General features: G+C 59.6%; 20 protein-coding genes. 10 read left to right on the forward strand and 10 right to left on the reverse strand.

All coding sequences use genetic code 11. The features are described 5' to 3' along the window. Positions 1-47: 47 nt before the first annotated feature. The 3 genes from QEZ49_RS13665 to QEZ49_RS13675 form a co-directional block, all read right to left on the reverse strand. Entirely contained in the window at positions 48-1,121 is a 1,074-nt protein-coding gene (locus QEZ49_RS13665) for a glycoside hydrolase family 5 protein (RefSeq protein ID WP_280387690.1), read from the reverse strand. Then, positions 1,105-2,370, reverse strand: a complete 1,266-nt coding sequence (locus QEZ49_RS13670; protein WP_280387693.1) for a hypothetical protein — start codon at positions 2,368-2,370, stop codon at positions 1,105-1,107. Before QEZ49_RS13670 ends, QEZ49_RS13665 begins: the two co-directional genes overlap by 17 nt. A 169-nt stretch (positions 2,371-2,539) precedes the next feature. Then, complete coding sequence (locus QEZ49_RS13675; protein ID WP_280387694.1) at positions 2,540-3,961, reverse strand: hypothetical protein; 1,422 nt, start codon at positions 3,959-3,961, stop codon at positions 2,540-2,542. 284 nt (positions 3,962-4,245) lie between these two features. Here QEZ49_RS13675 and QEZ49_RS13680 point away from each other — a divergent pair, with 284 nt between their 5' ends. After that, entirely contained in the window at positions 4,246-5,319 is a 1,074-nt protein-coding gene (locus QEZ49_RS13680; protein ID WP_280387696.1) for a glycosyltransferase family 4 protein, read from the forward strand. Between the two features lie 45 nt (positions 5,320-5,364). On the opposite strand, the gene QEZ49_RS13685 is transcribed toward QEZ49_RS13680, so the two are convergent. Together QEZ49_RS13685 and rffA are read right to left on the reverse strand one after the other, a co-directional pair. After that, on the reverse strand, positions 5,365-6,747 hold the full coding sequence (locus QEZ49_RS13685) for a GumC family protein (protein WP_280387698.1): 1,383 nt from the start codon (positions 6,745-6,747) through the stop codon (positions 5,365-5,367). Between the two features lie 239 nt (positions 6,748-6,986). After that, a complete protein-coding gene (gene rffA, locus QEZ49_RS13690; protein WP_280387701.1) occupies positions 6,987-8,138 on the reverse strand; it encodes a dTDP-4-amino-4,6-dideoxygalactose transaminase in 1,152 nt (383 codons plus the stop codon). 165 nt (positions 8,139-8,303) lie between these two features. Here rffA and QEZ49_RS13695 point away from each other — a divergent pair, with 165 nt between their 5' ends. From QEZ49_RS13695 to QEZ49_RS13720, 6 genes are all read left to right on the forward strand, one after another. Beyond that, positions 8,304-9,362, forward strand: coding sequence for an SDR family oxidoreductase (locus QEZ49_RS13695; RefSeq protein ID WP_280387703.1), 1,059 nt, complete (start codon positions 8,304-8,306; stop codon positions 9,360-9,362). Beyond that, entirely contained in the window at positions 9,344-10,234 is an 891-nt protein-coding gene (locus tag QEZ49_RS13700) for a sugar phosphate nucleotidyltransferase (protein ID WP_280387705.1), read from the forward strand. The genes QEZ49_RS13695 and QEZ49_RS13700 overlap by 19 nt, the downstream gene beginning before the upstream one ends. Positions 10,235-10,397: 163 nt before the next feature. Next, a complete protein-coding gene (locus tag QEZ49_RS13705) occupies positions 10,398-11,294 on the forward strand; it encodes an SDR family oxidoreductase (protein WP_280387707.1) in 897 nt (298 codons plus the stop codon). 387 nt (positions 11,295-11,681) lie between these two features. Beyond that, positions 11,682-13,496 carry a glycoside hydrolase family 15 protein gene (locus tag QEZ49_RS13710; protein ID WP_280387709.1) on the forward strand — a complete coding sequence of 605 codons (1,815 nt, stop codon included), beginning with the start codon at positions 11,682-11,684 and terminating at the stop codon, positions 13,494-13,496. Between the two features lie 114 nt (positions 13,497-13,610). Next, positions 13,611-15,071, forward strand: coding sequence for a trehalose-6-phosphate synthase (locus tag QEZ49_RS13715; RefSeq protein WP_348534817.1), 1,461 nt, complete (start codon positions 13,611-13,613; stop codon positions 15,069-15,071). Between the two features lie 7 nt (positions 15,072-15,078). After that, positions 15,079-16,212: a carbohydrate kinase family protein gene (locus QEZ49_RS13720; protein ID WP_280387713.1), complete on the forward strand. Its 1,134-nt coding sequence runs from the start codon at positions 15,079-15,081 to the stop codon at positions 16,210-16,212. 296 nt (positions 16,213-16,508) lie between these two features. Here QEZ49_RS13720 and QEZ49_RS13725 read toward each other — a convergent pair whose 3' ends face one another. Next, positions 16,509-16,889: a hypothetical protein gene (locus QEZ49_RS13725; RefSeq protein ID WP_280387715.1), complete on the reverse strand. Its 381-nt coding sequence runs from the start codon at positions 16,887-16,889 to the stop codon at positions 16,509-16,511. Between the two features lie 309 nt (positions 16,890-17,198). Here QEZ49_RS13725 and QEZ49_RS13730 point away from each other — a divergent pair, with 309 nt between their 5' ends. The 3 genes from QEZ49_RS13730 to QEZ49_RS13740 all read left to right on the forward strand — a co-directional run bounded on the left by QEZ49_RS13730 (position 17,199) and on the right by QEZ49_RS13740 (position 22,851). After that, positions 17,199-18,266, forward strand: coding sequence for an ROK family protein (locus tag QEZ49_RS13730; RefSeq protein ID WP_280387716.1), 1,068 nt, complete (start codon positions 17,199-17,201; stop codon positions 18,264-18,266). Positions 18,267-18,612: 346 nt separating this feature from the next. Next, complete coding sequence (locus tag QEZ49_RS13735; protein ID WP_280387718.1) at positions 18,613-19,761, forward strand: efflux RND transporter periplasmic adaptor subunit; 1,149 nt, start codon at positions 18,613-18,615, stop codon at positions 19,759-19,761. Between the two features lie 9 nt (positions 19,762-19,770). Further along, entirely contained in the window at positions 19,771-22,851 is a 3,081-nt protein-coding gene (locus QEZ49_RS13740; RefSeq protein WP_280387720.1) for a multidrug efflux RND transporter permease subunit, read from the forward strand. 163 nt (positions 22,852-23,014) lie between these two features. On the opposite strand, the gene QEZ49_RS13745 is transcribed toward QEZ49_RS13740, so the two are convergent. Genes QEZ49_RS13745 through QEZ49_RS13760 form a run of 4 tightly spaced genes read right to left on the reverse strand, consistent with a single transcriptional unit; the run spans position 23,015 to position 26,542 of the window. Then, positions 23,015-23,872, reverse strand: a complete 858-nt coding sequence (locus QEZ49_RS13745; RefSeq protein WP_280387722.1) for a metal ABC transporter permease — start codon at positions 23,870-23,872, stop codon at positions 23,015-23,017. Further along, a complete protein-coding gene (locus tag QEZ49_RS13750; RefSeq protein WP_280387724.1) occupies positions 23,869-24,732 on the reverse strand; it encodes a metal ABC transporter permease in 864 nt (287 codons plus the stop codon). Before QEZ49_RS13750 ends, QEZ49_RS13745 begins: the two co-directional genes overlap by 4 nt. Continuing rightward, a complete protein-coding gene (locus tag QEZ49_RS13755) occupies positions 24,732-25,649 on the reverse strand; it encodes a manganese/iron ABC transporter ATP-binding protein (RefSeq protein WP_280387726.1) in 918 nt (305 codons plus the stop codon). The genes QEZ49_RS13750 and QEZ49_RS13755 overlap by 1 nt, the downstream gene beginning before the upstream one ends. Beyond that, positions 25,646-26,542 carry a metal ABC transporter substrate-binding protein gene (locus QEZ49_RS13760; protein ID WP_280387728.1) on the reverse strand — a complete coding sequence of 299 codons (897 nt, stop codon included), beginning with the start codon at positions 26,540-26,542 and terminating at the stop codon, positions 25,646-25,648. The genes QEZ49_RS13755 and QEZ49_RS13760 overlap by 4 nt, the downstream gene beginning before the upstream one ends. Positions 26,543-26,660 lie beyond the last annotated feature (118 nt).

Here is a 26,660-nt window from a genome sequence, read left to right on the forward strand (position 1 = left end):
AAATCACTTGGGGCTCCGCATAAGCCCGATCCGTTATTCAGTCATCCTCACGCGCACGCCTTGGCGCCACGCGCAAACTCAGACAACGTCCGCGTATAAATATCGGGCGACGATGAACCGCCAATCCTGAAGATGTAATCGTTCGGCCACCATGGCCCAGCCGCCCAGGCGGTCCAGCCGATCCACACATCCCCATTGCGTTCCATCTCAGCCATGAGATCGATCAGTGCCGCGCGGCCGGTAGCGTCATTGCCGGCTGCAAATTCCCCCAGGAATGCGCGCAAACCGTTTTGCCGTGCCCATTCCTGAAAGGCAGCAATCCGCTGTGATCCGATCGTGGGGCTGACCGTTTGCGCCGACGTGCCGGACGAATCGGCATCGAGATACTGATGCACCTCGATCGCAAAATTATTGCCTGGATCAACCACCCCAGCCATCGCCTCGTTGCCACTCGACAACCAGCTGTGGGCGCCCGTGTAGGCAACACCCGGCACAAGTATGAGGTTATGTGCGCCACGCGCGCGTATGGCCGCAACCGTTTCATTCACGATCGGCAGCCAGTCCGTAGCGGCTATGCCGTATGGCTCATTCATCAGCCCAAGAGCCACATCGGGCGATGTTTTGAACCGCTCAGCAAACTCACTCCAGAACGATACAAAGCTGCGCGTTGGCACCTGCTCCGATCCGATGAGATGGTCCTTCGCGAACCCATCAGCGGCAACGCGGCGGCGAGCGAAATTGTGCACGTCGAGAACCACACGCATGCCAGCGGCTTCGATCATCGACACCGCAGTGCCGAGGCGCTGCCATTCCGCAGCATCGAAAGGCGCATCCAGCAACGGCTGCAGCCGCTCCCATCGAAACGGAAGCCGCACCGTATTAAAGCCCAACCGGCGCAGTTCTTCGATGTCCGACGCCGACGGATAGATGTAATCCTGCCCGAAGATGCCGGGCATTCTGGCGCCAAACTCTGCTCCCGCCAGATTTGCCCCACGCATCGCAAGACGCGACACGGCAGGCGCCGTGCAGGGTTCAGCCGCGACCGACGCACGACTGCCGCCGCCAATAGCAGCCGAAACCGCGACCGTCCCAACGACGAACTCTCTACGCGTCAGCGGCATCGTTTGCCCCGTGTTGTTCATCACGCAGCACTAGCGCCGCGCCAAACAGGAACCACATCGGCGCCGCGGTTTTGATACCGACGAACGCGTTGCTGACCAGCAAGCCGACGGCAAGCGCCAGACAGATTCCCATGCGATAGCGGCTGAATGTGCGACTTGCGCCCTGCTGCAGTGAAACGATGCACCAGAACAACGCGACACCAAAGACCGACTGCGTGATGATGAGATAGACGATGCCGCTGTCGGCCGAAGGCGCCAGTAAGCGGTCCGACATGCCGATCCAGTCTTCGATCTGCATGTCCTGCAACATGCGAAGTGTCCAGCCGATGCGTCCCGGAAGATCGTCCTCTGTGCTTTGCAATTGCGGCATTCCGGACATCAGCATGATGCTGATGACGGCCAACGGAAGCATGAACAGCGGCGTAACGCGCCTTATAGCTTCAGGCACAAAGCAGGCAGCACCGATCACCATCATCGACGACGCGAACGAGAAGCGACCATCGGAAGCGAACTGCATAATGATGGTAGAGAGGATCAGGAAAGTCCGTGCTTTGCCGCTAAGCCGGGTCCAGAACGCGACGATGAATGCGGTGATCGTCACCACGTAATTGCCGAGTGACACCGGCTCAAGAAAGAACGACGACAGGCGATGCAAGCCGAAGAACGGGAAGAAGCGTTCTTCAGGACGGGTCGCACTGATGTAAAGATCGGAATCAGCATTCGTGAATTCATCGAGCGCCAGGCCACGTGTGGCGACGTAGTACTCCTTCGGGTTCAGCACCGACGAGAACGTATCCAGCGAAGCCGCTTCCCAGAGCACGCCGATCAGTATGATGATCTGCAGCGCCATAACCGTGCGCACGGCAGAGCGCTGCGAAGCCGTTATGCCAAGCATGACGAACGCGCACGGCAGCACCAGATCGCGGATGAATTTCGGGTTGAAGTCCCCCAGCGCCATCATGCGCACAAGGCCGAACGCAACCACAAACATGGCAAGCATCAGCCAGGGCTTCATCTCGGCGCGGAAGTGCAGCATCGACCATGCGCCAGCCATGCCGACCAGCATCACCTCCATGGCGATGACGGGACCGGAACCTAGCGTTATGCCCTGCGCGTTGATGAACGCCAATCCGGCGTTGAAAAACACCGCGCCGACAACGATGAGCGGCCCCAACCAGTTCTGAGCCAATGCATGCAATCGCACACCGGCCGGATTATGAGGTGCAGCATCAATTGAGGCGAGCGGCATCGGTGCCTTTCGGACTTCCATCTCACACGGATTTTCATCCTCGGGCGCGCAGCCTACGCCCGCGCCTCGCGGCCAGATACGCAGCCGTGAGCGGCGCCGTCAAACCCCATGCCGTCCGAGCGTAAATGTTTCGCTGTCACCAATGACGACGCGCCCGATTGGCGCAGTCTCATGCAGTAATCCGCTTGGCGATGCGATCGACGAGCGCGTTAAACGACAGCAGGTTGTAGCGACGCGCAGCGATCAGCGCCGCGATGGCAAAGATAACGATGCCGCAGGCCAGCCCTGCGTAGGCATTTTCAAAACCACCGGCCACGAAACCGGAGACGAAATAAGCTGCCAGCCCGAGTCCCACCATCACGGCCGCGCTGCCGTAGGGTAAACGCATCACGAAATTGTCGCGCCAAGCGATGAGAAACGCAGCGCATCCGACCACATTGCCCAGTAGCAGCGCAGCCGCAGCTCCAACCATCCCATACTGCGGAATCGCCAGGACGCCGACAGCCAAAACCGTCGCGGCATGCAGCGCGGTTGAAACCAGGAGCAGGCGGCTATGCTGCAGGATGTGCACCACCTGGCCGAAGTAATATCCTCTTAATACCGCCACGACTGAGGCCGCGATGATCAACGGCAGCGCTGGCTCAACTGCGACACGCAGATCAGCTCCAAACACGAGATCGAGGATCGGAGCAGAGAACTGCAGAAACCCCAGCGGGATGAAGGTCAGCAACGCTACGTAAGCGAGAAACGCCTGCCCTAGAACCTCGCCCGCGCTTGCCCGATCACCCGCAATGACATGCTTGCGGGCGATGGCCATGTAGGCCCCCGCTATTGCCTCCGCCGCCACAATCAGCAGCTGCCGGAACAGATCCGATACCGCACCATAGCGCCCCGTCTCCGCCAAATTCCCGAGACGCGCGAGAAGTAGACGATCAAGCTGATTACCCGCAGCTTCAAAGCCAAACGCTGGCACCAATGGCCGGCCATACATAAGAAGCTGCTGCATATCCGAGCGCTGCCAGCGCAACGCTCCGATGCGCCAGATGCTGGCCGACAGGGCAACCGCCGCACCAATGTGGGCAAGCCCGACAGCGAGCGCCAACGACAGCGCTGTGCCAACCATGAGAATTGCTGCGACGCCAAGCACAATCATCAGGAACGAACGCACCAGTACACCGATGGCAACGATCCCTGCGTGCAATCGTGTGCGAGCAATCTCATGCATCGCGTCGTAACAGGCGAGGCCGGCGACGAGGATGCCTACGCCTACCGCCTCGGTTGCGGTGACGAAGCCGAAAGCGGTTGCCAGCCAAAGAGCCGCACCCACCAGCACGAGACCGACCAACTGCGTAACCAGATACGCGGCAATCATGCTATTGCCGCCAACGTCTTCGCGGTAACAGGCAAAGAAGCTGAAGCGCAGCCATTGCATGGCGACGCCGTAAACAATGGTTGCGATTGCCGTGAAGAGGACGAAGCCGCCATAGGTGTCGGCGCCGCCCATGCGGACAAAGACAGCCATCGTCACCACGTTGACGATCGCGGCGAGCCCTTTCGAGCCAAAATAAAGTGCGATGTGCCGACCGATCATAAAATCGCTCTACGCCCTCGTTCTTTCGACCGGTCTGCCACCGCCTCGCGGCTTACTGCCGCCCCGCCCATGCGCTCAGAAACCGATGGAATGCAAACTTAATCTTAATCTGGCTTCGGGCCACAGCACGGCAACTTGCAACGAATTTGTTAAAGTTTGCGACATGATAACAATCGCCACCGGCGGCTGAATGTTGATATTCCTCTGCCGACGTCCGAAGGCATGGAACGCGCACTCTTTTGCGCCGAACCAACTGCGAATTACCAGCGTTTGTGCGGGGTTTGATGAAGGTACTTCTCTTGGGTGGCTCTACGGGCCAACGCGGCGGCGTGGAAGCGTTCTGCAACCGCGCCCAGAAGGCACTGGCGCTGTACGGACCGCACGAGGTGCACCACCAGAATGCCGACACAGCCTTTCTCTCGATAGGCAAGCTTCCCGGACTGGTGAAGGGCATGGCAAAACTTGCCCGTCAGCGCAGCGAAACCGACTGCCTATGGCTGCAATACTCCAATCTGCCGGACCTGTTCTATTTGCCCTGGGCGAAGCTGTTGGGCTTCCGCACGGTTGTAACACCGCACCTCGGCGCCAACTGGAAATCCCAAAGCAACCCCCGCCTTCGCACACTCAGCAACAGGTTGCTTCGTCTGGCAGACCGCATTGCGCTGTTGTCGCCAACACAGAAGAACGAACTGGCACTGCCCGATAACGTGCCGCAAACAAGCTTGCGAACGTTCCTGGCTGGCAATGCACTCGCCGCTAAGGCGCCCTCCGAACCGGCTCCCGCCAATGTGCTGCGTCTAACCCACGTATCGCGTCTGTCGGAAGGCAAGGGTACGTTTCATTTCGTCGATGTTTGCCGCCTGCTGAAGCAGCGCGACATCAATTTTACCGCCACCATCGTTGGCTCTGCCGACAATGCCACGCTACAACGGCTGACCGACGCGATTGCAGCAGCGGGCCTCAGCGACCAGATTGCATTGCTCGGCAGCTTGAATGAAGAGCAGTATACCGACGTGCTCCGGAACTCCGACGCGGTGGTGCATCTTTCGACTGTAGACTCATTTCCCCTGATCGTTCTGGAAGCGATCGCATGCGCCGCGTTTCCGATCTGTATTGATCTTGCCGGCGCCACCTCGATGATAAACACCTACGCCGGTCACCTGGTGCCCCAGCAGAATTGCGCGGCATTGACAGCCGAATATCTGGCCACCAAACCGCTGGCTGAGTTACGCCGCGAGGCGGAAACGGCGGGCGAGCGCGTGCGCGCCGATTACGGATGGGCTGCCTGCGTGTCGGCACTCGACAGGACGCTACAGGACACCGTGGAAACGCCAGCGGCCGAGCGTGCAGCGGCCTGACAGTCTTAAATTGTGAGGCTCGCACAAACCGCTTGCGCGGCGCATTTACTGGCGCTTGGCATCAGACTGATTGCGGCGACCGAACAACGCCACCCAACCAACGCCAGACATCAGGCCGAGCACCAGCGCCATCACCAGTATCATGCCGCGTGGGCTTGACGGATCAACCGGCGGCAGGGCTTCTGCGATAACGCGCGCGCTCGACGTATCGATGCGACCCTGCGCTCCAATTTCCTTCGCGCGAACGAGGAACGCTTCATAGATCTGCCGATTGGAATCGGCGACACGCTCAAGCTCCCGCAACTTCACCATCGCGTCGTTGGACTGGATCGTTGTGTGCTTCAACGTTTCAAGATCGCTATTTAGCGCGCGCTCACTGGCCAGGGCGCGTTCGTATTCCGACTTCGCCGACGCCGCTATCCGTTTCAGCTCTTCCGCGATTAAACGCCGGTATGCCGCGCGCTGCTCATTCAGCACCTTCAGTTCCGGATGCTTCTTGCCCAGCAGCGCTTCTGCAGCACCATAGCGCCGCATCAACTGTGCATATTGCGCGCGTAGATTTGCGATGGTCGTCGACTGCACGGCCTCAAGACTGGAATCGGGATCGGCGCCGCTTTTCAGCAGCGCATCAATCTGCTCCATCCTCGCGCGCTGCTGCACAACATTTGCGTGCTCGACATTCAGTCGCGTGTTCATCTCCTCAAGCTGCTGGTCGGACATAAGCCGCGCAGCCGAACCGATGAGATTGTGCTTCGCTTTGAAGGTCTGAACCGCGCTCTCGGATTGTCGCAAACGGTCCGCCAGCTCGTTCAGACGGGAGGTCATCGATGCTTCGATGCGCTCCGCGGCCGCCTCGCGCGCATTGACCTCGCGCTCGATATACAGCTTGGCCATCGCATCGGCGATATCCGCCGACTTGAGCGGATCTTCTGTGCGCGCCGTAAACACAAGCACATAACTGCGGCTTTCGCGCCGAACGTTTACCGCCCGCTCCAGTTCACGTAGCGCACGCGTCTCATCGTCTTCCCCGCCGCCCGGAGATGACAGCATTGAACGAAGTCCTGAGAGCAAGCCTGGCGGGCGCACAAATTCGGGATCGCTCGCGAGATGCAATTCCTGCACAACGGCCCGTAGCACCGCTTCCGACTGAGCTACACGAAGCTGACTTTCAACCAGGGAACTAGCGAGCTCATTCGTTTCCGAACGCGGCGTCACGTCATTTTGCACAACCTGCAGGCCGCGCGGATCGAGGAACACTTCCGTGCTGGCCGTGTAGCGCGGGGGAACAAGCAGCAGATACGCTACGGCCAGCGCGAGCGCCAATGCCACAAACAGCAATATTGTTCTGGCGCCGGAACGCAGCATCGCGGCCCAGTCATACGGGTCTACGCTCCAATGATAGCCGTGCCGCGCGGCATCAGCCGACATCTTTTCATTATTCCCTTGAGCCATCGCGGCTTAACTTTAGGCGCCAGTGAAAAACAACATACCCCGCGTGCGCAGTATGCGGGACATTTCGGGGCGGGCCACGTCTGCTTGCGTTTCAGTGTTAATCATATGGCGTTGAACCGACGGTGCTCGGGCGCAGAGGACCCGCTTTCGCAAGCAAATCCACACACCCAACGTGCCTTTCCGAAACGCTATTGCCTCGAAACGGGATGGCTCAATCAGGCGGCGCGCCTTCCCGCTCCAAGTTCCTGCAATAGTGCATCGGCTGCTGCTTCCGCTGCACTTCCCATGCCACACCACAGCGGCAGCCGCAGAAGTCTCGCGGGCAATGCGTCCGTCACCTCCATAGAGCCGTGGCTACGCCCGAAACGCTGGCCGGCGGGCGACGAATGCAGCGGAATATAGTGGAACGCCGAACCGATATTGCGCTTCTTCAACTCGCCGATCATGGCGTTGCGCTGCTCGTTGCTCGGCAGCAGCACGTAATAGATGTGTCCGTTGTGGACGCATTCACCCGGGACCTTCGGCCGTTGCAGCAAACCTTCCTGCTCAGCCGCCGCAAAGGCCTCATGATAGAAGTTCCAACTGTGCAGACGGTCAGCAATGATCTCTTCGGCGGCTTCGAGTTGCGCGCGCAATACAGCAGCCGTTATCTCGCTGGGCAAAAACGATGCGCCCTTATCGACCCACGTATATTTGTCGACCTGGCCAAGCATGAAGGCCGTGCGGTTGGTGCCTTTTTCGCCATGCACACGGGAGCGCGCGTACTGGTCATCAGTCGACATGATCAGCGCACCGCCCTCGCCGCTGACGATGTTTTTTGTTTCGTGGAAGCTGAAGCAGGCCATGTCCGCCAGCGTACCGGCCGGGCGGCCTTTGTAGGTTGCCAGCAGAGCCTGGGCCGCATCCTCCACCACCAGCAGGCCGTGTTTGCGCGCTATCCTATTGATCGCATCCATCTCGGCGCAAACAGCCGCATAATGCACGACATAGATCGCCTTTGTCCGTTCGGTGATCGCCGCCTCAATAAGCGTCTCGTCGATGTTGAGTGTATCGGGGCGAATATCGACGAACACCGGAACGCCGCCGCGCATCACTACAGCGTTAGCGGTCGAAACGAAGGTGAACGACGGCATGATGACTTCGTCGCCGGGTTCTATGCCGCAAAGAAGGGCAGCCAGTTCCAGCGCCGAGGTGCACGACGTTGTTAGCAATGCGTGGGGCGCCGACAGCTTTTCCTTCAGCCAGGATTGGCACCAACGCGAATGCTGCCCATCGGCGGCCATATGACGCGCGGTTAAGGCCTCAGCAATAAGTTCCAACTCTCGGCCAGTTGCAGGCGCGCGGTTAAACGGTACGAATGCGGACAAGAGGCTCTCTCCCCGAAGAAATTACCGCGACCTTAAAACAAGGTTTTCAAAAGCTAAACGGCTCGCGGCACCTTTTAAGTATAGCCTCCATATCTCACTGCGCACGGCGCACTTATGCGCATAGTTTACCGAAAGATACTCAGCCAGGACTCAGAACGGATCGATATGGCCAGCAAAACAATTTTAGTAACCGGAGCGGGCGGCTACATTGGCAGCACCTTGGTGCCCCGCCTGCTGGAAAGCGGCAGGCGCGTTATTGCAGTCGACCGATATTTTTTCGGCAGCGACAAGCTGGCTGATCATCCCAATCTCACGAAACTGCGCACCGATGTGCGCCTGCTTGAGCCGAGCGCATTCAGAAACGTCGACGCGGTGATCGACCTTGCAGCGCTGTCGAACGATCCGCTGGGCGATCTCTTCACCGACGAAACGTGGGAGATCAATCATCAGGCCCGTGCACGCAACGCACGCTTGGCCAAAGCCGCCGGCGTAAAGCGCTATGTGATGCCGTCGTCGTGCTCGATCTACGGCTTCTTCCCCCCATCGCAAATTCTCGACGAGGATTGTACGCCCAATCCGCTCACCGTCTACGCCAAGGCCAATCTGGCCGCCGAGCAGGATATCCGTCCTCTGGCCGATGACGACTTCACCGTCGGCGTTGTGCGCTTCTCAACGCTGTTCGGAATCAGCCCGCGCATGCGCTTCGATCTTGCGGTCAATGGCATGACCGAAACCGCATGGCGTACCGGCAAGCTCGCATTGATGCGCGATGGCACGCAGTGGCGCCCGATGATCCATGTCCGCGACGCGGCCCGCGCACTGGAATTCATGCTGGAAGCTGACGCCGCCGCTATCAATGGCCGCGTATTCAATGCTGGCTCCAACGATCTCAACGTGCAGATCCGCGCGCTTGCCGACAGGGTGAAAGAGCTCGTTCCGCGCGACGTAGAAATCGACTGGTACGGCGATCCCGATACACGTTCGTATCGCGTCTCATTCGATCGCATCGCCGCGCTCGGCTATCACACCACAATGACCATTGAAGATGGCGTCCGCGAGATCGTAGACGCGCTGCAATCCAACACCCACAGCCGCAGCCTCGATACGCTGACGCTGGACTGGTATCGTGCGCTGGAAGAATGGCGTAGCCGCATCGAAGACGTTGTCATCGAAGGCAAGATCATCAAGCGCGTTGGAGGCCTTCAGTGCGCGGCATCCTCCTAGCCGGAGGCCGCGGCACGCGGCTTCTTCCGGCCACCGGTGTCATCTCGAAACAGCTGCTGCCGATCTACGACACGCCGATGATCTTTCATCCGCTCTCGTTGCTGATGGAAGCGGGCATCCGCGAGTTCATGCTGATTTCAACCCGGGAAAGCCTCGATGCATTCCGGCGCTTGCTGGGTGATGGATCACAGTTTGGTATTAGCATCCGCTATGAACCGCAGGCTGAGCCCCGGGGCATCGCCGAAGCATTGATTATCGCCGACGAATTCACCCGGGGCGAACCGTCGACGCTGGTGCTGGGGGACAATCTGTTCCTTGGCGGCGCAACGGCAAAGCTGATGCGCAAGGCATTCGACCGCCCAAATGGCGCAACGGTTTTTGCAACGCCTGTACAGAACCCCGAGGCTTTCGGCATCGTCTCGCTGCGCGACGACGGCACCGCAACCTCGATCGAAGAAAAGCCCAGCAACCCGCGCTCGAACTATGCGGTTACCGGCCTTTATGTTTATGACGGCGCATCCGCCGCAATTGCGCGCGCCGTTCAGCCATCAGCACGGGGTGAAATAGAAATCACTGACGTGAACCGCGACTATCTCAATCGCGGCGCTCTGCATGTCGAGCTTATTCCCGACAGTGACATATGGTTCGATACGGGGACGCCGGATTCGCTGCTGGAAGCTGCCCAACTCGTGCAGCGCATAGAGCGTCAGGGCACCCGCAAGCCAGGTTGTCTGGAGGAGATCGCCTTCGACGCAGGCTGGATAGACCTAAATGGATTGCAATCCGCCGCGAACCGATGGGCAGGTAGCAACTATGCACGGCACCTCACGGCTCTGGCCCAGAGCGCAAGCAAAACAAGAGTTACGGTGTAAGCGCAATTGATGCGACGGGATCGGCGGCGGCCTGACTGAGTGCTGCCGCCGATCTGTTATAACTCTCTCGAATATCCGGAAATCCTTGCTACAACACTCAGCGCGTCGCTCAGCATGTAGATGCGCGCCTGCTCAATGTTGAAGCCTGAGAAGGGATTGCCGCTTGCTGGTTCGTCTTGTCGATCGATGGCTGTCGCGCAACGCCACTCCCGAAAACGGCGCTCTCGAAGCTGTTGCACACCTGAAGCCGATGGTTGTCGTAACCGGCGGATCTCGTGGCATCGGTCTGGAGCTGGGACGCCGCTTTGCCAAGGCGGGCAGGGCTGTCGCTTTGATCGCGCGAGACGCCGCCACGCTTGAGCTGCAGGCTGCCGCGATTAAACGCGACTGCCACGTGCATTGCGCTGTCATCGCGCAGGACATCACCGAAGCCGACGCGGCTGAACGCATTGAGGCCAGCCTTACCGCAGATGGCTATTATGTTGATGTGCTGATCAACTGCGCTGGCATCGGTCTCGCCGGCCCGTTCGTCAGCCATACTGAGGCGCAAATCGACGAACTTCTGCGCGTCAACGTTATGGCACTCACCAATCTTACCCGGCACACCCTGCCTCAGATGCTGGCCCGCGGGCGCGGCGGCATCATGAACGTTGCCTCCGTCGGCGGTCTCGTTCCAGGGCCCAATCAGGCTGCCTATTACGCCAGCAAGGCCTATGTCGTTTCCCTCACCCGCGCGCTCGCAACCGAGAACGCCGGCCGGGGCGTGCGCATCATGGCGTTGGCCCCCGGCCCGGTAGACACCGGCTTCCATCAGGCCATGGGCGCGGAGCTTTCGTTCTATCGCCAGCTGCTCGTTGCCTTGAGCGCGCGACAAACTGCCCGTGCTGGCTATCGCGCCTATCTGGCCGGATGCCACCTTTTCGTTCCAGGTATTACCGGAAAATTTCTACAGGTCGCGCTTTGGATCATTCCGCACGCAGTTTTGCTGCCGATCATCGGTTGGCTGTTGCGCCGACGCGATGAAAGGCCTTGGCGCGACACATCCGATAAGGAAGCGTGAACGAAACAGTCGTTTGGCATTTGCGATGTCGAAATACATTTCGGCTTAAGTGTGTTCGGGCGCCGAGAGTCATGTATTGCGTATCACGGCGCAATCGGCGAGGCGGACTTGAGCATGCTCATGACCTGCCTCGCCGCCCCCTCCCCGCAAGCCGCTGAGAACAGCCGCGCGGAACGGAGCGAACGTCTTTCCTGACAATCGTCACAGATCGTTTACGGCACTTCGCGCGACCATCGCGCGTTGCGACATTTTTCGTGCCATGAAACGAAGTCGCCGCTGAAGAGTTATGTCCAATCTGGACGAAACCTCTGCATACGCGGCCCGAGCTCAGCCTCCATAACTTCCACCAGCGCTGCCCGCCCCCGTGGCCCACCACGAAGGATAGCTATGCCAAACCGCCAAGCTTCAAATGCCACTCCGGTTGATCTCGATGTAGCGCCGATCGGTAACGGACGCATAGCAGCGCTTGTAAATAACCGCGGCCGCATTGTCTGGTGGTGCTTCCCGCGGCTGGACTCCGATCCGGTGTTTTCCCGGCTGCTTGCCGGTGACGAAGAAAAAGGCTTCAGCGATGTGGTTCTGCATGGCCAGGTTTCCGCCCGCGCGCAGTACGTTCGCAACACGGCCATCGTTGAAACGATACTGGAAGACGCGGGTGGCAACGCCGTGCGCGTTACGGATTTCGCGCCTCGCTTCAAACTGTTCGAGCGGGCTTTCCATCCTGCGCAACTTGTACGCCGCATTGAGCCGATCAAAGGCCTGCCACGGGTAACGCTGCGCGTCCGTCCAACCTTCAATTATGGTGGCCCGGTTGAGAATGTTGCCGTGGGATCGAACCACATCCGCTTCAGCGGCGGCACCGACGTTCTGCGGCTTACAACCGATGCGCCGCTTTCCTATATCGTTCACGAAACGCCTTTCGCGCTTAGCCAGCCTGTTTCGCTTGTTTTCGGCCCGGATGAACCCCTGGAATCTGCGGTCGATAGCGTCTCACGCGAGTTTTACGAGCGCACGCGCCGCTACTGGCTCAACTGGGTACGCGGACTTGGCATACCGCTGGATTGGCAATCCGCCATCATTCGCGCCGCCATCACGCTGAAGCTTTGCAGCTTCAATGAAACCGGAGCGATTATCGCCGCGCACACAACATCCATACCCGAAGCGCCGCACACCCCCCGCACCTGGGACTATCGCTTCTGCTGGCTGCGCGATGCCGCGTTTGTCATCAGCGCACTGAACAGGCTCGGCGCTACCAAAACAATGGAAAGCTATCTCAACTACATCACCACCATCGCGATGGATGTTGAGCCGCCTCTGCAGCCGGTCTACGGCATCATCCCCAACCAATCCCTGACCGAGCGCACGGCCCCCGATCTGTCGGGGTATCGCGGCATGGGCCCGGTGCGCGTTGGCAATCAGGCGGTGGAACAGACGCAACACGATGCATACGGCAGCGTCATTCTTGGCGCGTCGCATATGTTTATCGATGAGCGTCTGCCGGGCATGGGCGACGAAGCCCTGTTTCGACGTCTGGAACCGCTGGGTCACCGCGCCCAGCGGCTATATCTCGAACCTGATGCAGGCCCTTGGGAATATCGCGGACGCCAGCGCATTCACACCTATTCCGCAACCATGTGCTGGGTTGCGTGCGATCGCCTTGCGCGCCTCGCCGGATTGCTGTCGCTTGAAGATCGCGCAGGATACTGGCGAGCCACAGCCGACAAAATGCGCGACGATATCCTCCAGCGCGCCTGGAGCCCTAAATGGGGTGCGATTGCCGGCGCGCTAGATCATGACGACCTTGATGCCAGTGCGCTTCTGCTAGCCGATCTCGGGCTGCTGAGTGCTGATGACGAACGCTATCGCCGCACCGTTGAAGTGATCGGACGCGAGCTTAGTCGCAACGGTTTCATGATGCGCTACATCGCCGAAGACGACTTCGGCGCGCCGGAAACTTCGTTTCTCGTTTGCCAATTCTGGTACGCGGACGCTCTGGCTTCCATTGGCGAAGTTGCCAAAGCGCGCGACATTTTCAGCGACGTACTTTCCCGCGCCAACAGCTTCGGCGTGCTCAGCGAAGATATCCATCCAACAACCGGTGAGCTGTGGGGCAACGTTCCTCAAACATACTGCATGGCCGGCATCATCAACACGGGCATGAAGCTTTCACGCAGATGGGAGGCTGCATGGGCCGCTGGATAAAACGGCCCAACAGCACGTTTGTTTTGCTCAATTGAAACCAATGTTGAGCTCAGCCGTTAATCACACAGGTGCAACCCTCGTGTATGTCGGAAAGTCATGGGCCGCATAATACTTGTGTCAAATCGCGTTGCCGACATCTCAAAGGCTGCACAGGCTGGCGGGATGGCAGTTGCGCTCGCTGATACGCTGCGCTCCCGCGAAGGGCTGTGGCTTGGCTGGAACGGCCGCATTTCCGATCGGCGCTCAGAACAAAACACAACGCCAGATATTTCACACATCAACAACACCACGATTGCCACACTGCCACTTAGTGCGCGTGAACACGAAGGCTATTACACCGGATACTCCAACAATGTTCTGTGGCCTGTGTTTCACGCACGCCTCGACATTGCGCAATTTGAATCTGGCTATTTCGAACGCTACCTGGCCGTCAATCGTCGGTTTGCTCAGGCGCTGCATCCGCTGCTAAAGCCGGACGATACGATCTGGGTACATGACTATCATCTGATCCCGCTAGCCATGGAATTGCGCAAGCTGGGCGTGAAGAATCCGATCGGGTTCTTTCTGCACATTCCGGTTCCTCCCGCGCAGATATTGCTGGCCATTCCTGAACACCGCGAGCTGGCACGCGGGCTTGCCGCTTATGACCTCGTCGGTCTCCAGACCAAAGTCGACGTGGGCAACCTGATCGATTATCTGCAGGACGGCGCTTTCGGACAGATCCTGAAAGACGGTCGCATCCGCGCGTTCGATCGGGAAATGGCGATCGCAAGTTTTCCTGTCGGCATCGACGTTGAAGGATTTGTTGGACAGCGGGCAAGACAAACCCGTGATCGCAATCCGGGCATTGCCAGAATTATCGGCGTTGACCGCCTCGACTACACAAAGGGTCTGCCGCAGAAGTTTCGAGCCTTCAGCCGCTTTCTTGCACAGAATGCTGACTATCGCGGCAAGGTGGTTCTCTCCCAGATCGCGCCGCCAACGCGGGAATCCGTTTCTGCATATGCTGACATCAGAAACGAGCTGGAAACTTTATCCGGGCGCATCAACGGCCGTTTCGGTGAACTGGAGTGGGTGCCGATCCATTACATCCATCGCAGCGCCCCGCGTCGAACATTGGTCGACATATACCGATCCTCGCGCGTCGGCCTCGTAACGCCTCTGCGTGATGGAATGAACCTGGTAGCCAAAGAATATATCGCCGCCCAGAACCCGCATGATCCCGGCGTTCTGATCCTGTCCCGCTTTGCGGGCGCGGCCGAGCAGCTCAAGGATGCGCTGATCGTCAATCCTTACGACATTGATGAGATGGCCGGCGCAATAAAGACTGCGCTTGAGATGCCACTGGAAGAGCGGCAGGAGCACTACGACAGTTTAATCGACGGCATTAAGCGTCAGGACACCTTCATGTGGTGCCGTAGCTTCCTGCAGGCGCTGGAGCGCGTAGGACGTCGCGGAACACTGGACGTGCCGCGCCAACCGTTGGACGCCGCACGCAAGGCGTTGCAGGAAATTGAACTGGCTCGCGTGCATCCGCGTGTTCGTCCAAACCGCATTGCACCGGATCCTTTATGAGTGCAGCATGAAAGCATTGACCGTAGGCGGCGCCATGGTTGACACGATCGCGATCATAGAGAGCGATCGCATCGAACGCATGTCGATGCTTAATGCCGACACCTCATTCCTGTTGCTTGAGGAAGGACGCAAAACTGAAGCGCTTGACGTGTTCACTTACGCGGGCGGTGGCGCTGTAAACACCGCTGTAGCCCTTTCGCGGCTTGGCTTTGATACTTCCATCCTGGTCAAGCTGGGACGCGACACCCGCGCTGATTTTCTACTCACACGGCTTTCTGATGAAGGTGTATCAACACGGTGGGTGATACGGGACGCCGATGCGCCAACCGGCGCGTCGGTTATCGTTTCCTCACATGACCGCAACGCTGCCGTGTTCACGTTTCGCGGCGCCAACACGCTACTGTCGCCCGGAGACTTGACCGCTTCCGCATTCGCCGTCGATCTCGTCTACATCTCCAGTTTGTCGAATCGCTCCGCTGATTGCTTCCCAACCATCGTTGAGAAAGCAAAGGCCAACGGCGCGCTTGTCGCTGTCAATGCAGGCGTGCGCCAGCTTTCCGTGCGCAGCGGAACATTCCTCGAAAGCCTGAAAAAGATCGACATCCTGGCGATCAACCGCCGCGAAGCAGAGGCCCTCGTTCCCGGTCTTGTCGCGCAGTTCGGTGAGGGCGGCCCCACGCCACCGCTGGAAGCCGGCGAGCAACCTCCACCATTGCTCGCCCGTGGCCTGCTGGGTGGTGGCTACGAAATGAGCCTGCCGGCCTTCTTCAAGGCACTGCACAGTCTCGGCACCGGATGTGTCATGCTGACGGACGGACTTGGCGGCGCATTCGTCAGCGAAAACGACACGCTGATTTATTGTCCTGCGGCTGACACTACAGTGGCCAGCACCACCGGCGCCGGCGACGCCATGGCATCGACATTCGCGGCATTCATAGCGCTTCGGCAGCCCATTGATGTCGCACTGCGCGCCGCGACCATTAACGCGTCATGTGTCGTTGCCTATATTGATACGCAAACAGGTCTCATGCGCCGCGAAGCGCTCGATGCGCGCGTGAACGCGAATTCGAGACTGCGCATCCGCAAGTGGCGCATGCAGCCAAGCCGGATTGCAAATGAGAACACAGCGGTTAAGGGGTAACAACGTGAAGGGCGATGCCGTGGCAACCGGCGACAAAGCGATCCGTCGCGATACCAACTTGGATCAACCTTCCGGTCTGAACCAATCGCCCTACGACCTGCTAAAGCAACCGGCCACGGATTTTGCGCTGTTTCTGGACTGCGACGGCACCCTGCTCGATATCGCTCCGACGCCCAATGCCGTGCTCGTACCGAAAGGGCTTGGCGAGATGTTGCAGCGTCTTGCGGACCGGGCTCGACGGCGCGCTCGCGATCTTGACCGGGCGATAACTTCTGGAGATCGACGCGCTCCTTGCGTCAACGGAATGGATCGGCGCTGGCGTACACGGCTCCGAAATTCGCCATAGGGTTGGCGGCGATATTTTGCAAATCGCCGAAGGTCTGCCGCCCGCCCTCGTCGAGAGCGTTGTGCGCCGTATGCCTGCGTTGCCCGGCGTTGTTGTTGAGCCGAAGGGCTCTGGCTTGGCGCTGCACTATCGTCAGGCACCACACCTGAAATCTGCCCTTGAAGGCGAATTGCGCGCGCTCATCGCACCATACGCCGATAGCCTGGTGCTTTGTCCAGGCCGCAAACTGTTCGAGATCGTCCCTGCCGGTCACTCGAAAGGCACGGCGTTGCTGGCACTGGCGCAACTGCCGCCGTTGCGGGCGACGCCCGACCGCGATCGGCGACGACATCGGCGATTTGCCTGCATTCTCCGCCGCACGCCATCTCGGTGGTTACGGGTTTCGCGTGGCCGGAGAAGCCTTCGGCTGTGACGAAGTAGATTTCAGCGGCCCGAATGACGTGTACGCATGGCTTGAAGCTCTGGCTGCCGCAGGAAAACAAAAATAGCTTCCTGTCCGCTCCCAGCTTTCAAGCCACCGCCCGTCAACCTTGGCCGCAGGAACCGTTACCGCTCGCAATGAGTTTATCGTTCGATCCCGACGTGCACCACCAATCGGGAGCGGTTCAACAGAGGGCGCCGCCTGTTCGCGGTGGACGCGATGTCGGTAACGAGTGCAGATCGCCGGCCGGCGCTGAGTTCGCATGGCGCCCAGACGCTGCCGAGCGTCGAGGTCGACAGTTACAATCTTACACTCAAAGACGATGAAGGCTTTATCGGCGACAAAGCAAGTCGAGGCGCCTTCCATGCCATGCTGGAAAAGTGGCGCGAGCCACTGCGCGAGCTCGGCGTTGATCCTTTGGGCGAACAGGATTCCGAACAGCTTTCAAAAAAGCAGCTCGACAAGTTGCTGGCTGAAGGCGATCCCGCGGCAGGCGGTGTCATACACAGCGCGGTCGAAGAGTTCGCACAGACACTCACCACCGTGATCCGGCGTTTCCTGCGGGCTGCAAACTGGCGCAACACAGAAGCAATAGTTGTCGGCGGTGGCATGCGCGGCAGTCGCGTTGGCGAGCTGGCGGTAGGCCGCACGCAGGTGCTGCTGCAGGCAGCGGGCATCGACATTAAACTTGAGCTGATCCAGCATCACCCCGATGAAGCCGGATTGATCGGCTCGGCTCATCTCATGCCGTCGTGGATGCTGGAGGGATATGACGGCATTCTCGCCGTCGATATCGGCGGCACAAATATTCGCGCCGGCATTGTCGAACTCCGCCTCAAGAAAGCGAAAGATCTTTCAAAGGCCAACGTTTTTGCATCGGACATCTGGCGTCATGGCGACGAAAACACTAAGCGCGACGAAGCCGTGCAACGCATTGCCAACATGCTTGAAGAACACATCCGCATTGCCGAGAAGAAGGATCTCAAGCTGGCACCACTTGTTGGCATCGCCTGCCCCGGCCTTATCCGCGAGGATGGAACGATCGAAACCGGTGCGCAGAATTTGCCGGGCAACTGGGAAAGCAGCCAGTTCAATCTGGCCGATCAGCTTTGCAGCCTGATCCCGAACATCGGCGACCACAGCACGCATATTGTGATTCACAACGATGCGGTGGTGCAGGGCCTCAGCGCCCTTCCCATCATGCAGAGCTATGACCACTGGGGTGTGCTCACCATCGGCACCGGCCTTGGCAACGCGCGCTTCAGCATGCGCAACGGCAAGCCCTGAATGCGTGACTGACTTGCAACATCCGCACGGAATACAACCTGTGCGGCGTGCCCTGTATCTTGCAGCCATCAATGCGCTGCACCATCTCGCATTCCGATACGGGGGCGACTGATCGCGTCTGCTGCGCCTATCTGAAGCACAGGCAGTGGAAACGGTGCCAGTCGACGGGGCACAGCTTTCTCCGATACAAGCTGAAAGTCATGCCTGATCGGGGACCGCGTGCGCCAGCGGTTTCAACGAAATGCGCGTTGGGCCGATGGGACTTAAGGCTTCATGCCGGGCGCGGCCAAAAACTGATTGAGGCCGCCCTGCCCGTTCATGCGCAGAGGCGGCAGCGGGACTGCCGATGCTCAAACGCTTTCTAATCACCCTTCTTATTCTTGCTGCCTTCATTGGCGGCCTGGCGTATTTCCAGTTCGTCTTCAAACCGAAGATGATCCAGGAATTCCTGAGTTCGCAGCGCCCGCCGCCCGCGACCATCACCGCCGAAGCCGCGAGCACCGCAGAGTGGGCCGAGCGCCTGCCCGCCATTGGCACGCTGATCGCATCGCAGGGTGTTGAGATGGCCGCGCAGGTTCCCGGCATCGTCACCGAGTTGCATTTCGAAAGCGGCCAGGACGTTGCTGCGGGCACCAAGCTGGTGCAGCTCGATATCTCAGTGGAGCTGGCCGATCTCGCCAGCGCCGAAGCCATCCTGCGCGAAGCCGAGTTGTCGTTCAAACGTCAGTCAGACCTTCTGACCAAGTCGGTGGCTTCCGCCGCCAACGTTGATGCGGCCCGCGCCAAGCACGATAGCGCAGTGGCTTCGCTGAACCGCATCAAGGCTTTGATCGCGCAGAAGACCATCATCGCGCCGTTCTCCGGCAGGCTCGGCATCCGGCACGTGGAACTCGGCCAGTACATCTCGCCCGGTCTTGCGATGGTTTCGCTGCAGGCACTCGATCCGATCTGGGTCGATTTCCCGATGCCGGAGCAGAACGTCGATAAGCTGAGTGTCGGCCAGACGATCGAACTCACGGTCGATGCTTATCCGGACAAGGTGTTCCAGGGCACGATCTCATCGCTTGATGCGCGTGTGGCCAAGGACACCCGCACGCTGCTGGTACGCGGCACAGTCCCCAATCCTGAAAGCGAGCTGCTGCCCGGCATGTTCGCCAATGTGACAGTGCTGGCCAGCGGACCGCAAAGCTTCGTAACTGTGCCACGCACGGCCATCACCTACAGCCTCTACGGCGACAGCATTTACGTACTGAAGCCCGCCGAAGTCCAACAGGGTCAACCGGCCCCCGCGCCCGATGCGAAACCCGTCTTCACCGTTGAACGCCGGTTCGTCACCACCGGGCAGGTGCGCCAGGATCGCGTTGCAGTTACCTCGGGCCTGACCGCGGGTGAGCAGGTCGCAACCAGCGGCCAGATCAAGCTCACCAACGGTGCGCTCGTAACGGTCGACAATTCGCAAGCGCCGGTACCACCGGCCGAGCGGCCCTATCAATAAGAGCGGCCCATGGCATTCACCGACATCTTCATCCGCCGTCCGGTTCTTGCGACGGTTGTCAGCCTGCTGATCCTGCTGATCGGCCTGAGCGCCGCGTTCAACCTGCAGGTGCGTCAGTATCCCGAGCTGTCGAACACGACGATCACCATCACGACGGCCTATCCCGGTGCGAACGCCGATGTGATCAAGGGGTTCATCACCATCCCGATCCAGCAGGCGGTGGCGAGCGCGGAGGGCATCGACACGCTCACCTCGACGTCGCGTCAGAATGTCAGCTCGGTAACGCTCAATCTGCGCCTCAACGCCGATCCCGATCGCGCCGTGACCGACGTGCTGTCGAAGGTCAATCAGGTGCGCAGTGTGCTGCCTCCCGAGGCGATGGACCCCGTCGTTGTGAAGCAGACCGGTGAATCGACCGCGCTGATGTATCTGTCGTTCAACAGCGACGTGCTGTCGTCATCGCAGATCACCGACTACCTCAGCCGCGTTGTGCAGCCGAAGCTGCAAACTGTAAACGGCGTTGCCAACGCGCAAATCCTTGGCGGCCAGACGTTCGCGATGCGCATCTGGCTCAACCCGCAGAAGATGGCCGCTCTTGGCGTCACGCCCCTGCAGGTGCGCGCTGCGCTGGCGGCCAACAACTTTACAACCGCTGCGGGCCAGATCAAAGGCGACTTCGTCGAGACGACCATCAACGCCGAGACCTCACTCGCCAGCGCTGACGCGTTCGGTCAGCTCGTTGTGGCCGCTCGTGGCGACGCGCTGGTACGCCTCAACGACATCGCGGAGATTTCGCTGGGCGCTGAAGACGTGAACTCCACCTCTTCAGTTGACGGCCTCAAGGCGGTGTTCATCGGCATCTTTTCCACGCCGACGGCCAATCCGCTGACCGTCATCGCCGACATACGCAAGGAATTTCCAGCCATCGAGGCCGAGTTGCCGCCCGGAATCTCAGCCGCGATCGCCTACGACTCCACCAAGTTCATCGACGCTTCGATCTCCGAAGTCCGCAAGACGCTGGTGGAAGCGGCGGTCATCGTCATCATCGTCATCTTCCTGTTTCTCGGCAGTCTGCGCTCTACACTGATCCCGATCATCACCATCCCGCTATCTCTTATCGGCGTCATGTTTGCGCTACTGGCGCTCGGCTATTCACTCAATCTGCTCACCCTGCTGGCTCTGGTGCTGGCGATCGGTCTTGTTGTAGATGACGCGATCGTGGTGGTCGAAAACATCCACCGCCATATCGAGGAAGGCTTATCGCCTTACGATGCATCAATCGTCGGCGCGCGCGAGATTGCCGTCCCCGTCATTTCGATGACCATTACGCTCGCCGCCGTTTACGCGCCGATCGGCTTCGTGTCGGGCCTTACTGGCTCGCTGTTCCGCGAGTTCGCGTTTACGCTCGCCGGTGCGGTGATCGTATCGGGCGTCATCGCGCTGACGCTTTCACCGATGATGTGCTCGAAACTACTGACCTCCGAGCTGTCGTCAGGCCGGTTCGTGAAATTCCTCGACCGCACGTTTGACCGCCTGAAACACCGCTACCAGCGCCGCCTTACACGCACGCTGGACTATCGCCCTGTAACCATCCTCGTAATCGTCGGTGTGATCGTCGCCACGGCGCTAATGTACGTAACGGCACAGCAGGAACTGGCGCCGGAAGAAGATCAGGGCATTCTGTTCAGCCTCGTAAAGACGCCTCCGGCCACCAACATCGACTATCTGGAGCAGGTGACGGACCACCTCTACGAGGTGTTCCAGACCGTGCCCGAGAAAGACAACGTCTTCTCGATCAACGGCATGGGCGGCGACGTGCATCAGGCATTCTCCGGCATCCTATTCAAGCCGTGGGAAGAGCGCACGCGCACGCAGTCGCAAATCCTGCAAGACCTGCAGCCCAAAGTGAACGGCATTGCCGGTGGTCAGATCCTCACGTTCGGCGAGCCCTCGCTGCCAGGCTCGACCGGCGGACCGCCAATCCAGTTCGTCATCACGACAACATCGGATTACGAGCAACTTGCGCAGGTCTTGGAGAAGATGAAGGAAGAGGCGCTGCAAAGCGGCCTGTTCATCTTTGTCGATACCGACTTGAAGTTCGATACGCCCCAGCTTGAGCTGAAGATCGACCACGCTAAGGCCAACAGCCTGGGCATCACCATGCAGGATATCGGCGCGTCACTGGCAACGCTGCTGGGCGGCAACTACGTCAACCGCTTCAATCTCTACGGCCGCAGCTATCAGGTGATCCCGCAGGTGCCGCGCGATTATCGCCTCGAACCGGACTGGATCAAACGTTACGAGATCAAGACGTCATCCGGTGCAATGGTGCCGCTATCGACCATCGTCGAGATCCGCGAGAGCGTGCAGCCGAACGCATTGACCAGCTTCCAGCAGCTTAACTCGGCAATGCTGCAGGGCGTGCCCTTCCCCGGCCGCACTGTCGGCGAGGTCATCGACTTCCTGAAGGCAAAGTCGAAAGATGTGTTCCCGGAGTCATTCTCCTATGATTTCCAGGGCGAAAGTCGTCAGTACGAACAGGAGGGCAGCCAGCTCGTCATCACCTTCATATTCGCGCTGATCGTCATCTATCTCGTTCTGGCTGCGCAGTACGAAAGCTTCCGCGATCCGTTCATCATTCTCATCGCATTGCCGACGTCTATCTTCGGTGCGTTGATACCGCTGACGTTCGGCCTCGCAACGATGAACATCTACACGCAAATCGGCCTCGTCACGCTCATCGGCCTCATCTCCAAGCACGGCATTCTGATGGTCGACTATGCCAACCATCTGCAGACCACGCAGGGCATGGGACGCCGTGAGGCAATCGAGGAAGCTGCGGCTATCCGTTTGCGGCCGATCCTGATGACGACGGCGGCGATGGTGATTGCAATGGTGCCGCTCATTTTCGCTTCGGGTGCGGGCGCTGCGTCGCGCTTCGCCATCGGTATCGTCATCGCCTTCGGCATGACGATCGGCACGCTGTTCACGTTGTTTGTGACACCTGCGGTATACACCTACATCGCGCGCGAGCATCGCCGCGACGCTTCAGCGACGTCGCCAGATACCAATCCGGCTGCACCTCACTAGAGGTTTCCAGCGATTCTTTGCATCGCGGAAAGCCTCTAGCCGTTTTGTTTGTCGTGCTTCTTGTCAGAAAACCGGTTCCCACTTTTCCGGAAGCACTCTGAGCTGAGGGGCTGCCGACCAGAAAGCACAAGACCGACGCAGGCACATGCTGCGTCGGTCTTTCTTATGCCGCAGGGCGCTGCTCGCGCCGCATTGCCAGCACGCCGTGGCGCGGCGCAAACAGAAACGCCAGCACAAACGCAAATGCCTGCACCAGCACGATGCACGGACCGGTTGCCCCATCGATGTGGAAGCTGAGTAGCGTTCCAATGACGCATGAACCGATCGCAACCGCGGCCGCAATCATCAGCATGCGCGAAAAACGGTTGGTCAACAGATAGGCCGTTGCGCCGGGGGCAATAAGCATCGCAACAACAAGGATGATGCCGACCGCCTTGATCGACGCGACGATGGTCAACGCCAGCAGCACCAGCAGCCCGTAATGGATCACCGAGAGCGGCAATCCCACCGCCCGCGCCTGAGCCGGATCGAAACAGTAGAGCAGCAGGTCACGCCATTTCGCTATCACGATAAGCAGCGTTATTCCGGCGATGATGCCCACTTCGACAAGATCGCGCGGCGTGATGCCCAGCATGTTGCCGAACAGAATGTGATTCAGGTGCTGGTCGGTTTCCACCTTCGAAAACAGCACCAGACCGAAGCCGAACATGCCGGAAAACACGATGCCCATCACCGTGTCTTCCTTCACGCGGCTGTTCTCCTTCAGGTAGCCGGTTGCCACCGCGCAGAATAGCCCGGCCGCGAACGCGCCAATCGCCAACGGCAGCCCCAGCACGAACGAGAGCACGACGCCCGGCAGCACCGCGTGCGAAATGGCATCGCCCATCAGCGACCAGCCCTTCAGCACCAGATAGCACGACAGCACCGAGCACACCGCGCCGATCAAAACGGCCCCCAGCAGCGCCCGCTGCATGAAGGCGTAACCCAGCGGCTCGGCGAAGAAGCTCCACACCTCTGTCATGGGATCGCCCCCTCAGACGAAGCGGACGACTGACGACGGCGCCCGGCCAGCACGCCATGCTTGGGCGCCAGATAGAATGCCGCCAAGAACAACAGCGTCTGCAGCGTGACGATGAGGCCGCCGGTTGCGCCATCAAGAAAATAGCTGATGTAGGCTCCGAAGAAGCTCGTTCCCGCTCCGATAAGAACACTCAGAATAATCAGGCGCCCGAACCGATCCGTGAGCAGGTAGGCGGTAGCGCCCGGCGTCACCACCATGGCGATCACCAGACACGCGCCCACCGTTTGCAACGCCGCCACCGTGCATGCCGCCAGCAGCGTGAAGAACACGATCTTCAGCGCGAACGCGTTGATGCCAACCGTGCGGGCGTGGGTTTCGTCGAAGAACACAACCACCAGGTCGCGCCATTTAGCGATCAGGATCGTCAGCGAAACCGCGGCGATAATGATGACCTGAATGACGTCTTCATCCGAGATGCCAAGGATGTTGCCCAGCACGATCGTCTGGATGCTGACCGACGTCGGATAGATGGAGGCCAACAGCAAACCGGCTGCAAAGAAGGTTGTGAAAACCAACCCGATAACCGCGTCTTCGCGCAGGCGCGTGCGCTGCTTTACAAAGGCCATGCCCAGCGCCGCCAACATGCCGGAGATGAACGCGCCCGCCGCATAAGGCAGTTGCAGCAAATAAGCGCCCGCCACACCAGGAACCACCGCGTGCCCAAGCGCATCGCCCATCAGCGACCAGCCTTTGAGCATGAGAAACGCCGACAGGAATGCGCACACCGCGCCGACAAGCGCGCTGACAAACATTGCTTTCAGCATGTAGTCGTAGAGAAACGGAGCGATCAGTTCCTGCATCACGCGCCCTTGTCCGTGCGTCGCAACGGTTCTTCCTCAGGCCCGCCCTCGCCGTAGTAAACCACGGGGCGTTCGTCATCCGTCAGCACCGTTACGCTACGGGCATCGTGATCGTCGTGGAGATCGCCACCCGCTATGCGGAAGCTGCGCAGCACGCCGCCAAATGCCCGCTCCAGATTCTGCGGTGTGAAGGTGGTTGCCGTTGGCCCCGACGCAAGAACGGTTCGGTTCAGCAGTACGACCTGATCGCAGAAATCCGGCACACTGCCGAGGTTGTGTGTTGAAACCAGCATCAGGTGACCGCTGGCGCGCAATTGACGCAACAGCTCGATGATGGCCGTCTCGGTTTTCACATCGACGCCGGTGAAGGGCTCATCCAGCAGAATGACCGGCGCTTCCTGCGCCAGTGCCCGGGCCAGAAACACGCGCTTCTTCTGCCCGCCCGAAAGTTCGCCAATCTGATGGTGGCGGAACCGGAGCATGTTCACTCGCTCCAGCGATTCCGTCACCTTCTCTTTGTCCTTGGCTGTGGGGATGCGCAGAAAGTTCATGTGGCCATAGCGGCCCATCATCACCACATCTTCCACCAGTACGGGGAAGTTCCAGTCGACTTCCTCGCTCTGCGGAACATATGCAACGCAGCAGCGCTTCAAAGCCTGATTTACGGACAGGCCGCAAATGCGAACCTCGCCGCGCGAAGGCCTCACGAACCCCATGATGGCCTTGAAGAGCGTGGACTTGCCGCTGCCGTTGACGCCAACGAGACCGCAGATTGTGCCGGCGCCAAGTTCGAACGTTGCGTCCAGCAGCGCTGTCACCCCGCTGGGATAGGCCACGGTGACGTCGCGCACCGATAACGATGCGACGACGCCTTCTGCTCCGCTCGCTCCCGCCAGAAACACCGGAGCAGAACTCATAAACCGAAGCCCTTGGCTACAGTTCCAACAGTCGTTTCAAGCAGGTCGAGGTATGTCGGCACCGGGCCACCCTCTTCGCTAAGGGAGTCAACGTAAAGCACGCCACCATAACGCGCGCCGGTTTCCTTGGCGACCTGCCGCGCAGGCTTGTCCGACACGGTGCTTTCACTGAACACCACCGGAATGCCGTTCTTGCGCACCTCATCAATCACACGACGGACCTGCTGCGGGCTGCCCTGCTGATCGGCATTGATCGGCCACAGATAAAGTTCGCGCAGATCATAGTCCCGGGCGAGATAGCTGAAGGCGCCCTCGCTCGTCACCAGCCAGCGCTGTCCTTCCGGAATACCGGCCAGGCGCTCACGCAGCGGCTTGTCGATCGCCTTGATGCGCTCCGAATAAGCGGCAGCGTTGCGGTTGTAGACCTCAGCGTTATCCGGATCGCGCTCAACCAGTGCCTTGCGGATATTCTCAACGTAGATCAGCGCGCTGCTCGGCGACATCCACGCGTGCGGGTTGGGCTTGCCGGAGTAGGCACCCTCGGTGATGCCCATCGGCTCGATGCCATCGCTCACCACCACGCTCGGAACATCGCTGATGTTCTGGAAGAACTTCTCAAACCAACGCTCAAGATTGAGGCCATTCCACAGCACCAGATCGGCGGACTGCGCCTTCACGATGTCGCCGGGCGTCGGATCATAATCGTGGATTTCAGCGCCGGGCTTGGTGATCGATTCAACAACCGCAGCGTCACCGGCGACGTTCTTGGCGATGTCGGCGATCACCGTGAATGTCGTCACCACCTTCAACGGCTTATCCCGCGCCGCCGACGATGGCGTTGCGACTCCAAGCGTGACAGCCGTCACAAGCAGTGCCGCAGCACCGGCGAACATTCTTCTATTCAACCGCAATGGCGATCTCCGATCCTCGAGGTTGCATCCAACACCAGCCGGGCGCGACGAGGCACGCTCCGAAACCAGCAAAGCCACTCCTCTTTATTGCAAATGATTG

It is taken from the genome of Hyphomicrobium sp. D-2 (assembly GCF_029872155.1).
Taxonomy (GTDB): Bacteria; Pseudomonadota; Alphaproteobacteria; order Rhizobiales; family Hyphomicrobiaceae; genus Hyphomicrobium_A.

Coding starts and splice junctions, on each gene's coding strand:
- QEZ49_RS13665 (WP_280387690.1), bottom strand. CDS start 1,121: ATGCCGCTGACGCGTAGAGAGTTCGTCGTTGGGACGGTCGCGGTTTCG.
- QEZ49_RS13670 (WP_280387693.1), bottom strand. CDS start 2,370: ATGCCGCTCGCCTCAATTGATGCTGCACCTCATAATCCGGCCGGTGTG.
- QEZ49_RS13675 (WP_280387694.1), bottom strand. CDS start 3,961: ATGATCGGTCGGCACATCGCACTTTATTTTGGCTCGAAAGGGCTCGCC.
- QEZ49_RS13680 (WP_280387696.1), top strand. CDS start 4,246: ATGAAGGTACTTCTCTTGGGTGGCTCTACGGGCCAACGCGGCGGCGTG.
- QEZ49_RS13685 (WP_280387698.1), bottom strand. CDS start 6,747: ATGTCGGCTGATGCCGCGCGGCACGGCTATCATTGGAGCGTAGACCCG.
- QEZ49_RS13695 (WP_280387703.1), top strand. CDS start 8,304: ATGGCCAGCAAAACAATTTTAGTAACCGGAGCGGGCGGCTACATTGGC.
- QEZ49_RS13710 (WP_280387709.1), top strand. CDS start 11,682: ATGCCAAACCGCCAAGCTTCAAATGCCACTCCGGTTGATCTCGATGTA.
- QEZ49_RS13720 (WP_280387713.1), top strand. CDS start 15,079: ATGAAAGCATTGACCGTAGGCGGCGCCATGGTTGACACGATCGCGATC.
- QEZ49_RS13725 (WP_280387715.1), bottom strand. CDS start 16,889: ATGTCGTCGCCGATCGCGGTCGGGCGTCGCCCGCAACGGCGGCAGTTG.
- QEZ49_RS13730 (WP_280387716.1), top strand. CDS start 17,199: ATGTCGGTAACGAGTGCAGATCGCCGGCCGGCGCTGAGTTCGCATGGC.
- QEZ49_RS13735 (WP_280387718.1), top strand. CDS start 18,613: ATGCTCAAACGCTTTCTAATCACCCTTCTTATTCTTGCTGCCTTCATT.
- QEZ49_RS13740 (WP_280387720.1), top strand. CDS start 19,771: ATGGCATTCACCGACATCTTCATCCGCCGTCCGGTTCTTGCGACGGTT.
- QEZ49_RS13745 (WP_280387722.1), bottom strand. CDS start 23,872: ATGACAGAGGTGTGGAGCTTCTTCGCCGAGCCGCTGGGTTACGCCTTC.
- QEZ49_RS13750 (WP_280387724.1), bottom strand. CDS start 24,732: ATGCAGGAACTGATCGCTCCGTTTCTCTACGACTACATGCTGAAAGCA.
- QEZ49_RS13755 (WP_280387726.1), bottom strand. CDS start 25,649: ATGAGTTCTGCTCCGGTGTTTCTGGCGGGAGCGAGCGGAGCAGAAGGC.
- QEZ49_RS13760 (WP_280387728.1), bottom strand. CDS start 26,542: ATGTTCGCCGGTGCTGCGGCACTGCTTGTGACGGCTGTCACGCTTGGA.